Origin of the sequence: Actinomadura latina NBRC 106108 (genome assembly GCF_001552195.1) — a bacterium.
In the GTDB taxonomy this organism is placed as follows: domain Bacteria; phylum Actinomycetota; class Actinomycetes; order Streptosporangiales; family Streptosporangiaceae; genus Spirillospora; species Spirillospora latina.
Genome location: NZ_BCQS01000044.1, coordinates 1 through 13,788, shown reverse-complemented (window position 1 = coordinate 13,788; position 13,788 = coordinate 1). Strand labels below are relative to the sequence as shown.

The window sequence follows — 13,788 nt, the reverse complement described above, 5'->3', positions numbered from 1 at the left end:
CATGAGCACCGACCAGCGGACCCCCGCCACCGCCTGCCGCACCTGCGGCGAGCCCGCCCACGCCCGCGACCGCTTCTGCGAACGCTGCGGCACCCCCGAACCGTCCATCCCACGTCCCGCCCCTCCCTCCGACCCTCCGCTCACGACCGCCCCCCTGCCACCGGCCGGGGTCCCCATGCCTGACGGGAGCCCGGCGGCCGCGACCGGCTCCGCCCCCACCAAGGGCTGTGTGGATTGCGGGGGAGCGGCCGTGGGGGCGGACGGGTTCTGCGAGCACTGCGGGCTGCGGCAGCCGAGTGGGCGGGAGCACGCCGAAGCCGATCTCGGCGCGGCCGGAGCGGCGGTGACCGACGTCGGGTTGCGGCGTCGGCGCAACGAGGACGCGTTCGCGATCGAGGCGCTGCCGCAGGGCGCCTGCGCGGTGGTGTGCGACGGGGTCGCGACGGCGCCCGGGTCGGAGGAGGCGTCGCGGCGGGCCGCGGACGCTGCGCTGGCCGTCGTCACGGGACGCGTCTCCGTCGGCATGGACCCGCAGGGCGCGACGCGCGCGGCGGCGGAGCGGGCCGCCGAGGTCGTGGCGGGGCTCGCGCACGACCCGGAGTCGTCCCCCGCGTGCACGTTCGTGTCGGCCATCGCGGACGCGTCCGGGGTCACGGTCGGGTGGGTCGGCGACAGCCGGGCCTACTGGCTGGCGGAGACGGGGTCGTGCGTGTTGACGCGGGACGACTCGTGGGCCGCCGCCGTGATCGAGCAGGGCGCGATGACCGCCGAGGACGCGTGGGCCGACGAGCGGGCGCACCTGATCACGGCGTGGCTGGGCGCGGACGCGGGGCCCGTCGACCCGCACGTGGCGGCGTTCCGCCCCACGGGTCCGGGGCTGGTCGTGGTGTGCAGCGACGGGCTGTGGAACGACCTGCCGGCGGCGGCGGACCTCGCGGCGGTGGCGCTGGCCGGCGCGGACGGCCCGCTGGGCGCGGCGCGGCGGCTGCTGCGGGCGGCGCTGGACGCGGGCGGTCGCGACAACGTCACGGCGGCGGTGCTCCCCTGGCCGCCGCCGGGTAGGGAGCGGGGCAGATGAGCGGGTTGCCGGAGTTCACCGTCCGCGTGGACCAGAACGCCTACCTCCCGGCGGGCGGACGGGAGATGCACGCGATCGTGACCGTGGCGGCGCGCGCCTCCGGAAGCGGCAGCGCCCCCGCGGCGGAGATCATCCTCATCGACACGTCGGGCTCGATGTCGTACCGGGGCAAGATGGCCGCGGCGAAGCGGGCCGCGCGGGCGGCGGTGCACGTGCTGCGCGACGGCGTGCACTTCGCGGTCGTCGCGGGCGCGAACCGGCCGCGGATGGTCTACCCGCAGGGGGAGCGGCTCGTCGCGGCGGACGAGGCGTCCCGGCGCGGCGCGGTGAACGCCATCGGGCGGCTGGAGGCGGCCGGCGGGACGGCGATCGGGTCCTGGCTGCGCCTCGCCGAACGGCTGTTCACCGGGCACGACGACGCCGTCAAGCACGCCATCCTGCTGACCGACGGCAAGAACCAGCACGAGTCGGCCGAGGAGCTGGGCGCGGCGCTGCGGGTGTGCGAGGGCCGGTTCCTCTGCGACGCGCGCGGTGTCGGCACCGACTGGGACGTCGCCGAGCTGCGCAGGATCACCTCGGCGCTGCTGGGCGGGTTCCTGGACGTCCCCGACCCGGCCGACCTGGAGGCCGACTTCCTGGCGATGACGCGCGCCGCGATGAGCAAGGAGGTCGCGGACGTGACCCTGCGCGTGTGGACGCCGCAGCAGGCGCGGCTCCGGTTCGTGAAGCAGATGGTCCCGGCCGTGGAGGACTTGACGGGCCGGCGGGTCGAGTCGGGGACGCAGACGGGCGACTACCCGCTCGGCGCGTGGGGGAACGAGACCCGCGAGTACCACCTGTGCGTCGAGGTGCAGCCCGGCGAAGTGGGACGGCAGATGCGGGCCGCGTGGGTGAAGCTCCTCGCGGGCGAGCAGGTCCTCGCGTCCGGGAACGTCCTCGCCGAGTGGACGGACGACGAGGCCAGGTCGACGCGCATCAACGGACGGGTCGCGATCCACACCGGGCAGTCGGAGCTGGCGGAGGCGATCCAGGAGGGCCTGGAGGCGCGCCGCGAGGGCGACGAGGACCGCGCGACCACCCGGCTCGGACGCGCCGTCGTGCTCGCGCGGGAGGTCGGCAACGAGCAGATCTCCGGCCTGCTCGACCGGGTCGTGGACGTCGTCGACGAGGCGAGCGGCACCGTCCGGCTGAAACGCGACGTGTCGAAGGCGGATGAGATGTCGCTCGACACCCGTTCCGTCCGGACCGTCCGGACCCGGCACGGCGACGCTGACGACAGGGATGACGACAGGGCCGGGGGCTGAGGCCCATGCCCATCTGCCCGAGCGGGCACACGTCCGGCGACGCCGACTACTGCGACGTGTGCGGCGACCGCATCGGCGGAGCGCCGCCCGCGCAGCCGGTGCCGGCGGAGACGCCGGTGTGCCCGCACTGCGGGACGCCGCGCTCGGGCCGTTTCTGCGAGGCCGACGGGTACGACTTCGACACCGGCACCAGGTACACGGTCGAGCTGTCGGCCGACCGCGCGGCGCACGCGGTGCCGCTGGTGCCGCAGCCGCGCACCGGCGGCGGCCCCGTCGTGCTCCCCGGCCCGTACGCGCTGGTCGCGGCGGACCGCGCCTACTTCGACGCGGTCGCCGCCGAGATGGGGCCGGACGCCGGGGGCCTGGCGTTCCCGCCGTACTGCCCGGAGCGGCGCGTCCCGCTGATCGGCGGCGAGATCCGGATCGGCAGGCGCAGCCCGTCCCGCGGGATCGTGCCGGAGATCGACCTGAGCGCGCCGCCCGAGGACCCCGGTGTGTCGCATCTGCACGCCGTCCTGCTGGCGCAGCCGGACGGCACCTGGAACCTCGTCGATCCCGGTTCCACCAACGGCACGACGGTGAACGGCGCCACCGAGCCGATCCCGGTGAACGCGCCGCTGCCGATGGCCGACGGCGACCGCATCCACGTGGGCGCCTGGACGACCATCACGCTGTCCCTGCAGGAGGGCCCGCCATGACGATGAGTCCCGCGCCGCCTGCGGCTCCCGCTCCCCGGACGCCGGGCCCGCCCGAGCCGCCCCCGCCCGAGCCGCACCGGCCCGAGCCGCGCCCGCCCGAGCCGCGCCGCGGCCGGCTCCGGACGTTCCTGCGCGGCCGCTGGCTGAAGACGATCCCGGGCCGCGTCCGCGCGCACGTGGTGCTGTGCCTCGCCGCGCTCGTCGCGCTGCTCGCCGTCCTGTCCGTGGCGATCGGGAACGCGCGCGACTCCGTCCAGACGATCGGGCACGACGCGGGCCCGCAGGTCGTCGCGACCGGCACGCTGTACTTCGCGCTCAGCGACATGGACGCGCAGGTGTCCAGCATCCTGCTGATCGGACGCGAGCACGGCCTCGGCATCGGCTACGACGAGTCCCTGCGGGTGTACGAGCAGCGCCGCGCGGAGGCGGACGCGGCGGCGGTGCAGGCCGCGCAGCTCGCCGGCCGCGACCCGGCGCTGAAGCGGACCGTCCAGGAGGTGCTGGACGGCCTCGGCAAGTACGAGCGGCTCGTCGGCCAGGCCATGCAGCTCGACGCCCAGTCGAAGCACGCGCCGGGCGAGCTGCCGGACGAGGTCATCGACGCCTACCGGCAGGCGACCGACCTGATGAAGCTGCAGCTGCTGCCGAAGGCGTACAACATCACGCTCGACAGCGGCGCGCACGTCCGGCAGTCCTACGAGGTCAAGCGGTCGGCGGTGCTGACGGGACGCACCTGGGTCGCCGTCACCGGCCTCATCGTGCTGCTGCTCCTGATCGCGACGCAGCTGTACCTGGCCCGGACGTTCCGCCGCCTCCTCAACCCGGCGCTGGTGGCGGCGACGCTCGCCACGGTCGTCCTCACCGGCGTCGGCGCGGGCCTGCTGACGGCGCACGCGGGCCACATCAAGAAGGCGAAGGAGGACGGGTTCGACTCGATCCTCCAGCTGTCCCGCGCGCGCGCCATCAGCCACAGCGCGTTCGCCGACGAGAGCCGCTACCTCCTCGACCCGGGACGCGCCGACACCTACGAGCAGACCTACCTCGACAAGTCGCTGTCGGTGCTCTACCCCGACCTCGGCGACAAGCCGGTGAACCTGGAGAACTACTACGCGGGCCTGGAGCAGAAGGTGGCCCCGTACCGGCCGGGCAAGGGCCCGGGGCCGTTCCTCGGCTTCCTCGGGGACGAGGCGCGCACGGCGCAGACCAGCCGCGAGGCCGACGCGCTGGCGCGGACGCTGCGCGCCTACATCGCCGTGCAGCGCAACGACGCGAGGATGCGGCAGCTCGCCTCGTCCGGGAACCGCTCCGGGGCGATCGACGTGCGGATGGGGCGGACGTCCGGCGCCATCCGCGACTTCGGCGCGTTCGACGCCTCGCTCAGCGCGCTGACGGCCGTCCACCAGGACGCCTTCGACGAGGCGATCAAGGACGCGGACGGCGGGCTGCGCGGCTGGAACGCCGTCCCGCCCGCGGGCGCGGCCGTCATCGCGCTCCTGATCCTCGCGGGGGTCCGTCCCCGGCTGGCCGAGTTCCGCTGACCGGAGGAGAGCAGGCAATGCGAGCGATCCGAGCCACCGCCGCCGTGCTGACCGCGACGGTGCTGACCGGGGCGGTGCTGGCGGGCTGCGGCCTGGGCGGCACCGAGGAGGAGTCCGTGGCCGACAAGGACTCCCTGGTCATCGGCGTGAAGGCGGACCAGCCGGCCCTCGGCGTCAAGCGCCCGGACGGGACGTACGAGGGCTTCGACGTCGACGTCGCCACCTACATCGCGGGCCGGATGGGCGTCCCGAAGAGCCGCATCACGTGGCGGACGACGAACTCGTCCGTCCGCGAGGAGGCGCTGGCCAAGGGCACCGTCGACATGATCGTCGCGACGTACTCGATCACGGCGAAGCGCAAGATGAAGGTGACCTTCGCCGGTCCCTACTACGTCGCCCACCAGGACACGTTCGTCCGCGCCGACGCCACGTCCATCACCAACGTGCGCGACCTGAAGGGAAAGCGGATCTGCGAGGTGACCGGCTCGAACTCCTGGCGCCGCGTCATCGAGGAGCGCAAGGTCGACGCCGAGCCGGTCACCGTCGGCACCTACGGGGCCTGCATGGACGCGCTGGCCGGCGGGAGGCTCGACGCCGTCTCGACCGACGACCTGATCCTCGCGGGGTTCGCCGCCGGCCGCCCCGGACGGATGATCAACGCGCCGTTCACCGACGAGAAGTACGGCGTCGGCCTCAAGAAGGGCGACCTGAAGGGCTGCGAGGAGGTCAACCGGGCCATCACCGCGATGTACCAGGACGGCACCGCGCAGCGCCTGCTCACCCAGTGGTTCGGCAGGTCGGGGCTGAAGCTGACGACGAGCGTCCCGCAGTTCGAGGGCTGTACCTGAGTCAGGGCGTGGTGGTGGACGGGAACGCGACGATCGCCTCGCGCAGCGTGTCGTAGATCGGGATGAACTTGTCGATCCCGGTGATGCGGAAGACCCGCTGGACGCGCGGCGGCAGCGCCACCAGCGCGATGTGGGAGCCGCGCCCGATGGCGCGGCGGTTGGCGGCGACGAGCGCGTTCAACCCCGTCGAGTCGCAGAACGTGACCTCGCGCATGTCGACGACCGTCGGCTCGTCGGTGTCGACGACCTCGAAGAGGGTCTCCTCGAACCGCGTCCGGGACACCACGTCGATGTCGCCCTGTACGCGGACGACCGTGCAGCGGTCGTCCCGCATCAGGCTGATGTCGAAGTCCATGGTCACCTCACGCCCCACTCCGGTGGTACCCGGCCATCTCAGGTGACTCCTCAGGATTGCGCACCCGTGCCCGCATTCCAAGCTCTTACCGGGAATAGGGACCGGGCGGCCGGCCCGTGCCCCGGACCGCAACTCCGCCCCGGACGTCCGGCCGGTCCCACGTGCAGACTCTACCCGACGCGCCGTCCGGGCCGTCCGGATGCGTCCGGGGACCTCCGGGAAACGGAGGCAATAACTTACTCAAGAGAAACTTACTGGACGGTAAGAAATGGCGTCCAATCTCACTCGGGCCCCGCTTGACCTGCGCTTGGGCCATTTCTTACCAGTCTCCCAGCGCGAAAGGCGGACGCTGACTCTGGCCCGGATCGACGCAGAGGTTACAGTGGCGGTGGCGAAATTCGGGAGGCTGGATGTTCTACACGTTCATGACGCGGGTGGTGCGTCCGATCCTCTGGCTGCTATTCCGGCCCCGTGTCGTGGGCGGCGAGAACGTGCCGGGCTACGGGCCCCTGATCGTGGCGAGCAACCACCTGTCGTTCATCGACAGCTTCATCATCCCGCTCGCGGTGCCGCGCCCCGTCACCTACATCGCCAAGGCCGACTACTTCGAGGGCGGCGGCCTGAAGAAGGGCTTCGTCCGCTGGTTCCTCACCAACCTCGGGCACGTCCCCGTCCGCCGCGGCGCCCGCCGCGCCGCGATGGGCGCCCTCGAACAGGCCGCCGAGGTCCTCGACAACAGCGGCGCGTTCGCGATCTACCCGGAGGGCACCCGCTCCCCCGACGGACGCCTCTACCGCGGCCGAACGGGCATCGGCTGGCTCGTCCTGGAGTCCGGCGCCCGCGTCCTGCCGGTCGCGCTGGAGGGCACCGAGAAGATCCAGCCCATCGGCGCCGCCTTCCCGCGCGTCTTCGGCCCCCGCCCCACCGTCCGCATCGGCCCCCCGATGGACTTCTCCCACTACCGCGACCTCCCCCCGGCCAAGGCCCGCCGCGCGATCACCGACGAGATCGTCGAGACCATCCAGAAGATGTCCGGCCAGGACTACGCCGCCGAGTACAACGACCGCGCGGAGCAGAACTAGCTCCGCCCTCCGCTCCGGCGACCATGCGGATGCGGCGTTCCGGCCGGGCCGGCGGGTTCGGGCCGAGGGCGTGTCGCCGGGGGTGCGGGGCAGGGTTCGGCCCGTAATGTCGCGGCCATGGCGCACAGGTTCATCCCGATCGTCCTGTTGGTGACGGCCGCCGGCGCGAGCGCGTGCGGCGGTGGCGGCGAACGCGCCCGCGAGGTGCGCAGCACCGCCCGCGCGGAGGTCGCGGGGATCGGGTACACGTCCGACCAGCTCGCGCAGGCGCTGCTCGGCGAGGCGACCGGCTACCGGCGGGCCGGGGAGCCCGACTCGGGGGAGTACGGGTCGCTGAAGGCCATCCAGAACGCCGCCAGGCTGCAGCGGGAGGCGACCCTGGACAAGCCGCGCTGCGGGACGGGCCGTCCCGCCGGCACCGTGGCCGGCGACGTCCCGGCGGCGCTCGTGTCGTTCACCGGCAGCGCCGGGCAGACCGCCACCGAAACGCTGATGGGGATGTCCGCGGGCGACGCCGAGAAGCAGGTCAACGCGCGCGTCCCGTCCGGCTGCCTGCGGTTCCGCACCAAGATCGGCTCGAACTGGGCCGAGCACCGCGTCGTGGAGACGCCGAAGGGCGACATCGGCGAAGGCTCCCGCACCGTCGGCATCACGACGGCCAGCGGGAACGCGCGAAGCCGCACCTGGTACGTCGTGTTCCGCGGCCGCCACTACCTCGCCACCATCAGCGTCTTCGGCCCGGCCGTCACCCGCGAGGACGCCGAGCGGCTCGCGCGCGAAGCCCAGGCGCAGGCCGAACGCGTCCTGCCGTGAGTCACGCGGCTCGCCGTCCGTCTCGTTCAGCGAGTACGGTTCGCCTTACCCGGGGCGGACGCCCCGGGCGTGTCGTTCCCAGCGGGGGGTGTCCTTGATCGGCAAGGAGGGCCGGGTCACCGGCCGGATCGGTCCGGGGCTCGTCGGGGAGGTCATGATCCCTGTTCGCGGCGGAGCCGAGGCGTTCTACGCGCACCCCGTCGACCCGCGCGAGGAGATCGGCGTCGGGGCGATCATCGTGGTGGTCGAGTACCACCCGCCCCGGACGGTCTACGTGGCGGCCGCGCTGCCCCAGTGACGCCGGTGCGGAGGTGGCACAAAGAGGCCACCCGCCGGGAGAACCGGACGCCCGCCCCGCGCGTCTGAGGGGAAACGCGGGCGGGCATGTCCGCCGGCCGCACCGACAGTTGAAGAGGAGGCCCTATGCCCGTGCTCGCCGTGGCGATCGGTGTCGTCGTCGCCATCATCGTGTTGATCATCTTGTTCAAGATGGTCTGGCGGGTCGCCGAGCCGAACGAGGCTCTGATCATTTCCGGGCTCGGCGCCAAGTCCAAGTCCATCGACGGCGTGGACAGCCTCGGATTCAAGATCGTGACGGGCAAGGGGACGTCCGTCCTGCCCGGCTTCCAGGTGTCGCGCCGGCTGCGGCTCGACAGCCGCGCCGCCAACCTCGAAGTGAACTGCGTGACGCAGCAGGGCATCCCGGTCAAGGTGCGCGGCGTGGTCATCTACAAGGTCGGGGACGACCTGGTCTCGATCGCCAACGCGGCGCGCCGCTTCCTGGAGCAGCAGGCGTCGATGGACGGCGCGATCCACGAGCTGTTCACCGGCCACCTCCGTTCGATCATCGGCAACCTCACCGTTGAGGACCTCATCCTCAACCGCGAGCGCCTCACGTCCGAGACCCGCAGCTCCGCGGCCGACGAGATGAGCAAACTGGGCCTGGTCGTCGACTCCCTGCAGATCCAGGAGATCGACGACGAGACCGACTACATCAGCAACCTCGGGCGTCCGCATGCCGCGAAGGTGGCCGCCGCGGCCCGCATCGCGGAGGCCGAGCGCAACCAGGAGGCCACCGAGCGCGAGCAGGAGACCGAGCGGCAGAACGCCGCCGTCATCCGCGACACCGAGATGAAGAAGGCCGAGTACGAGGGCCAGGTCCAGCAGGCCGCGCAGCAGGCCCGGCAGGAGGTCATCCTCAAGGAGACCCGCAACGCCGAGCTGGAGGCCGAGCGCACCGAGAAGCGGCTGGAGAGCGAGATCCGCAAGCCGGCGGACGCCCGCGCGTACGAGCAGGTGAAGCTGGCCGAGGCCGAGCGCGAGGAGCGCATCTCCTACGCCCAGGCCGCGGCGACCGAGGTCCAGCTGAAGGCGCAGCGCGAGTCCGAGGCCATCCGGCTCCTCGGTGAGGCCGAGGCCGACGCGACCCGGCAGAAGGGTCTCGCGGAGGCCGAGGCGATCAAGGCCCGCGCGGAGGCGCTGGCGGAGAACACCGACGCCGTCATCGCCCAGCAGCTCGCCGAGCAGTGGCCGCAGATCGTCGAGGCCGGCGCGGGCGTGTTCGGCAACGTCGACAACATGGTCGTGCTCAACGGCGCCGAGGGCATCGAGGACATGCTCGCCAAGGCCCTGACGCTGGGCGGCACCGGCCTGGGCGTCGCCCGCCAGCTGCTCGCCAACCTCAACGGCCCGCCCGCCGCCAACGGCCACAACGGCGCGACCCCGGCCGTCCCGGCGGTCGAGATCCCCAAGGAGGACTGACCCCCGCGACCACGAAGGCCCGGCGCCGCCGGGCCTTCTTGGCGTTAGGGGGCGGCCGGTCCCGCTAAGTTCGTTGCATGTCCGTGCCGCGGCTCGCCGTTTCCGTCGACCTTGTCGTGCTCACCGTGCGGGAGCAGCGCCTGTGCGCGCTGATGTGGCGGCGGGACAGGGCGCCCTACGACGGGGCGTGGTCGCTGCCGGGCGGGTTCATCCAGCTGGACGAGGATCTGCCGGTCGCGGCGTCCCGCTTGATGGCGGAACGGGCCGGGCTCGCGGACGTCCGCATCCACCTGGAGCAGCTCGCGACCTACGGGTACCCCGACCGGGACCCCCGGCAGCGGGTCGTGAGCGTCGCCTACCTGGGGCTGGCGCCGGATCTGCCCGCGTCCAGCCGCGCGCAGGTGCTGTGGACGGCCGTGGACGATCTCGTCGACCGCGACCGGGCCGCGTTCGACCACCGGCGGATCCTGCGCGACGGGATGGAGCGGGCGCGGGCGAAGCTGGAGTACACGTCGCTGGCCGCCGCGTTCTGCCCGCCCGAGTTCACCGTCGCGGAGCTGCGCCGGGTCTACGAGATCGTGTGGGGCACCAGCCTCGACCCGCGCAACTTCCACCGGAAGGTCACCGGCGCCGACCGCTTCCTCATCCCGACCGAGCGGACGACGACGCGCGACGGCGGCCGCCCGGCCCGGCTGTACCGGCGCGGCGACGCCGAGCAGCTGCGCCCGCCGATGCTGCGCCCGCGGGCTTGACCTGGGGTGACGTCGCGAACATCGCACGGCGGTTGCTATTTTCGGCCCGTATGAACGGTGATGAGGCGCTCGGTCTGCTCGTCCGCGACATCGGCGCGGCCGGCGTCGCGGAGATGGCCGGCTCCCCGGGCCTCGCGGCGGCCGTCGACCAGCATGTGGCGGCCCTGCGGGACGAACTCGGCGCACCCGGCGCGGCGGAGCTGATGGCCTACCTGCACGGGTTCGCCGAGGAGGCCTTCAACCGGGGCTGGTGGCCGGACGACCCCCGCGACTGGGAGTTCGTCCGGATCGTGGCCGTTTGCTGGATGATGAGGGACGCTGCATAGGCTGTGGGGTCATCACCCCCATGTGCGATCTGGAGGACAACGGTGTCCGAGGCAACCACTCCGCGCTTCCGCTCCGTCCTCGACCGGTTCGTGGCTTACAAGCCCGGCAAGGTCGTGGTGTCACCCGAGGGCCGCTCGTTCAAGCTGTCGTCGAACGAGTCGCCGGAGGGCCCGCTTCCCTCGGTGCTGGACGCCATCGGCGAGGCGGCGCGGAACATCAACCGCTACCCCGACAACAACGCGACCGCGCTGACCGAGGCGATCGCGTCGTTCTGCGGCGTCCCCGCCGACCATGTCGCGGTGGGCTGCGGCTCCGTCGGGATGACGCAGATGCTGCTGGAGGCCGTCGCCGAGCCGGGCGCCGAGGTCGTGTACGCGTGGCGGTCGTTCGAGGCGTACCCGCTGCTCGTGTCGCTCTCCGGGGCGACCGGCGTCCAGGTGGCGCTGAAGGACGAGACCCACGACCTTGAGGCGATGGCGGACGCGATCACCGACCGGACGCGGCTGATCTTCGTCTGCAACCCGAACAACCCGACGGGCACGGTCGTCCGGCGCGCCGAACTGGAGGCGTTCCTGGACCGCGTCCCCGCCGACTGCCTGGTCGTGCTGGACGAGGCGTACCGCGAGTACATCCGCGACGACGAGGTCCCGGACGGACTCACCCTCTACGGCGACCACCCGAACCTCGCCATCCTGCGCACGTTCTCCAAGGCCTACGGCCTCGCCGGCCTCCGCATCGGCTACCTCGTGGCCCACCCTGAGGTCGCCGGCGCGATCCGCAAGACGTTCCTGCCCTTCAGCGTGAACTCGGTCGCGCAGGCCGCCGGCATCGCGTCCCTGGCGGCCACCGGCGAACTCCTGGAACGCGTCGAGGGCACGGTGAAGGAGCGCGACCGCGTCCGCGGCGCCCTCCTCGCCGACGGCTGGACGGTCCCGCCGACCGAGGCGAACTTCGTCTGGCTGCGCCTCGGCGACCGCACGATGGAGTTCTCCGCCGCCTGCGACGCGCAGGGCGTGAGCGTCCGCCCGTTCGACGGCGAGGGCGCCCGAGTCTCCATCGGCTCCCCGGAGGAGAACGACGCGTTCCTGGCGGTCGCCAAGTCCTTCCCCCACCGCAACTGACGGCTCCCCGCCGCAACTGACGGCGCACCCGCCCCCGCGGGCTAGGCGGTCTTGGTCGGGCCCAGTTTCTCGACGATGAGGCGGTAGAGCTGGCGGGGGCGGCCTGGTTGGGGGGTGCGGTTCGGCGGGAGGGGCCAGGCCAGGCCCTCTTCCACCAGGGTCCGCAGGAGGCGGCGGGCCGTGCGGGGGGTCACGCCCAGCATCTTGCCGGCGTTCTCCGCGTCCACGATGAGGGGTTGCTCCTGGTCGCCCAGCTTGTCGGCCAGGCGGGCCAGGATTTCCAGGCCCTTCGGCTTGGCCTGGGGCTGGGTGCGCGGCGGTGTGCGAGGGGCCGGGACCAGGGCGCGGCCGTCGCGGTCCAGGGCGAAGCCCTGGGCGCGCTGGGAGCTCTGGGACCGGGCCAGGGCGGCGCGGGCGTGGTTCTCCGCCTCGTGGGCGGTGCGGCCCATGCCGATGCCCACCTCGATGGCGAGGCCAAGTTCTTCGCGGACGCGTTCCACGAAGGGCGGGGTGCGGAATCCCTCGGTGGACGTCGTCACCGAGCCGCGTGTGGCGATGACCAGGTAGCTGTGGTCGTCTAGGGGCCAGACCGAGGCGTTCATACGGTGGGCTTCCTGGAGCAGGACGCGGTGCAGGGCGAGCTTGAGTTCGTCCCGCCAGTAGCGGGGGGTGACGCGGCGGGGAGTCTCGCGGAGGGTCGGGACGTCCACGAGGACGACGACGAGCTGCGATTCCTCCAGGCGGTGGTGGGCGCCCAGGAGGGCGGCCGTCTGGAGTGAGCTGCGGATCGCGGCGCCGGTGGGGCGGACGCGGATCGTGGGGACGCCCGCCATCTCCATGCGCTCGGCGGTGGCGTGGACGCAGGTCATCGCGACCGTGGTCGCGCCGCGCCGCCAGAGGCGCTCGTGGAACGCGGCCAGCGTGCCGGGGCCGGCGGCCTCCTCGCGCAGGTGCACCTGCTCGGTGCCGAGGCTGATCTCGGAGTAGGCCTCCTCGACCTCGGCGCGGCCCAGCACGTCGATGCTGACGCGGGCCGGGTCGAAGCGCTCGTCGAGGGACGCCCGCAGCAGCGCGCCCTGCAGGGCCGCGCCGTTCAGCGGCACGTACGTGGCGGGCATGGTGAGCACGCCGGCCTTGCGCGCGAAGTCGTAGGGGACGGGGCTGGCGAACAGGCACACGTCCACGCCCGATCCCAGCCGCACGACCTTGTCGGCCGCCTCCTGTTCGTCCCGGTACGCGGCGGCCACCAGCCGGCTCGGTACCGGGGTGGGGCCGTGGCCCATCAGCATGACCCGTTCAACGAGGTCGTGGGGGCCCACGACGCCGATTGTGAGATCGGGTGTGACCGACCCCGTCCGTGCCGCCGTCATCGATGCTCGCTCGCTTCCGGTCCGTCCTCTCGGCGGGGGCACCGCCCCGGCCACCTGTTCGCGCACGTCTCGCCCAACGGTTGACTCATGGCTTGCCGCTCCTGCCTTCCGACCCAGCACCGCAGTTCCGCGACTCGCCTTCCCGCAGCCCCTCCTCGGGGAGGTAACTCCATCTGACTGGCAGATCGTGTCAGGGTGACGAGATGTGACACCCAGACGCGAAATCGAATCAAGAGTGCGGCGAAAAAGTAACCTACGCGACCCCCTGGTCAGTAATTTGTCACCATTCGGGCAGTCTCGATCCAGCATCTTCGGACGTCCGAAGTTGAAAGGCAAGACCCTGGAACAACGCTAGGGGCCCCTCCTTGCGCTCTCACGCACAGGAAGGACCCCTGCGGTACCGCTTTGGTTTACCTGCGGGCCGAAATCCGGACGAGTCGATGCCGGCCGCGCCGGAAAGACGAACGATCTGTCCTGGGGGCCGCGACGAGCGGCATCCGTGATTATTTTCCGCGTTACGGACCGTCCGAACCGGAGCGTTCCATGGGATTTCTTCCCAGGTCAGCGGCTCCTGCCGACAACCCGTAAGTCCGGGCGCGGCGGCTCTCCGTAGCCGCTTCGTAACCCTCGGCTCGGACGTTTTCCAGTCCCGGCGTTACACGGCTCGTCAGGGTCGAACCCGGAGTTGGTCAGGACGGGGCCACATTCGGCCGTTTCGCGCCAGGCCCCGCCCCTTCGCCG

14 protein-coding genes are annotated in these 13,788 nt (G+C 72.4%); 12 read left to right on the top strand and 2 right to left on the bottom strand.

Annotated features, from left to right (window positions below; all coding sequences use genetic code 11):
- Position 1 precedes the first annotated feature (1 nt).
- The 5 genes from AL2_RS34265 to AL2_RS34245 are packed head-to-tail and all read left to right on the top strand — an operon-like array spanning position 2 to position 5,466.
- On the top strand, positions 2 to 1,078 hold the full coding sequence (locus AL2_RS34265; RefSeq protein WP_067641170.1) for a PP2C family protein-serine/threonine phosphatase: 1,077 nt from the start codon (positions 2 to 4) through the stop codon (positions 1,076 to 1,078).
- On the top strand, positions 1,075 to 2,382 hold the full coding sequence (locus AL2_RS34260) for a VWA domain-containing protein (protein ID WP_067641167.1): 1,308 nt from the start codon (positions 1,075 to 1,077) through the stop codon (positions 2,380 to 2,382). The genes AL2_RS34265 and AL2_RS34260 overlap by 4 nt, the downstream gene beginning before the upstream one ends.
- Positions 2,383 to 2,387: 5 nt before the next feature.
- On the top strand, positions 2,388 to 3,080 hold the full coding sequence (locus AL2_RS34255) for an FHA domain-containing protein (protein ID WP_067641165.1): 693 nt from the start codon (positions 2,388 to 2,390) through the stop codon (positions 3,078 to 3,080).
- Positions 3,077 to 4,618 (top strand): GlnX family signal transduction membrane protein, encoded by a 1,542-nt coding sequence (locus AL2_RS34250; protein ID WP_245667113.1) that lies wholly within the window; start codon positions 3,077 to 3,079, stop codon positions 4,616 to 4,618. Before AL2_RS34255 ends, AL2_RS34250 begins: the two co-directional genes overlap by 4 nt.
- A 17-nt stretch (positions 4,619 to 4,635) precedes the next feature.
- Entirely contained in the window at positions 4,636 to 5,466 is an 831-nt protein-coding gene (locus AL2_RS34245; protein ID WP_067641163.1) for a glutamate ABC transporter substrate-binding protein, read from the top strand.
- Position 5,467: 1 nt separating this feature from the next.
- Here the strand turns inward: AL2_RS34245 and AL2_RS34240 are convergent, their stop codons facing one another.
- Positions 5,468 to 5,821, bottom strand: a complete 354-nt coding sequence (locus AL2_RS34240; protein ID WP_067641161.1) for an STAS domain-containing protein — start codon at positions 5,819 to 5,821, stop codon at positions 5,468 to 5,470.
- 410 nt (positions 5,822 to 6,231) lie between these two features.
- Between AL2_RS34240 and AL2_RS34235 the strand changes: the two genes are divergently transcribed.
- The 7 genes from AL2_RS34235 to hisC all read left to right on the top strand — a co-directional run bounded on the left by AL2_RS34235 (position 6,232) and on the right by hisC (position 11,677).
- Positions 6,232 to 6,903, top strand: a complete 672-nt coding sequence (locus tag AL2_RS34235; protein WP_067641159.1) for a lysophospholipid acyltransferase family protein — start codon at positions 6,232 to 6,234, stop codon at positions 6,901 to 6,903.
- A gap of 117 nt (positions 6,904 to 7,020) precedes the next feature.
- The gene (locus AL2_RS34230) at positions 7,021 to 7,716 is read left to right on the top strand and encodes a hypothetical protein (RefSeq protein ID WP_067641157.1); all 696 of its coding nucleotides are present in this window, start codon (positions 7,021 to 7,023) and stop codon (positions 7,714 to 7,716) included.
- Between the two features lie 94 nt (positions 7,717 to 7,810).
- On the top strand, positions 7,811 to 8,014 hold the full coding sequence (locus tag AL2_RS34225; RefSeq protein ID WP_067641155.1) for an NfeD C-terminal domain-containing protein: 204 nt from the start codon (positions 7,811 to 7,813) through the stop codon (positions 8,012 to 8,014).
- Positions 8,015 to 8,139: 125 nt separating this feature from the next.
- On the top strand, positions 8,140 to 9,477 hold the full coding sequence (locus tag AL2_RS34220; protein ID WP_067641153.1) for an SPFH domain-containing protein: 1,338 nt from the start codon (positions 8,140 to 8,142) through the stop codon (positions 9,475 to 9,477).
- Positions 9,478 to 9,554: 77 nt separating this feature from the next.
- Entirely contained in the window at positions 9,555 to 10,229 is a 675-nt protein-coding gene (locus tag AL2_RS34215) for an NUDIX hydrolase (protein WP_067641151.1), read from the top strand.
- Between the two features lie 50 nt (positions 10,230 to 10,279).
- Positions 10,280 to 10,555, top strand: coding sequence for a DUF6401 family natural product biosynthesis protein (locus tag AL2_RS34210; RefSeq protein ID WP_067641150.1), 276 nt, complete (start codon positions 10,280 to 10,282; stop codon positions 10,553 to 10,555).
- A 42-nt stretch (positions 10,556 to 10,597) separates the two neighbouring features.
- Positions 10,598 to 11,677, top strand: a complete 1,080-nt coding sequence (gene hisC, locus AL2_RS34205) for a histidinol-phosphate transaminase (RefSeq protein WP_067641148.1) — start codon at positions 10,598 to 10,600, stop codon at positions 11,675 to 11,677.
- A gap of 41 nt (positions 11,678 to 11,718) precedes the next feature.
- On the opposite strand, the gene AL2_RS34200 is transcribed toward hisC, so the two are convergent.
- Positions 11,719 to 13,047 carry a transcriptional regulator gene (locus AL2_RS34200; protein ID WP_083947198.1) on the bottom strand — a complete coding sequence of 443 codons (1,329 nt, stop codon included), beginning with the start codon at positions 13,045 to 13,047 and terminating at the stop codon, positions 11,719 to 11,721.
- Positions 13,048 to 13,788: the final 741 nt, after the last annotated feature.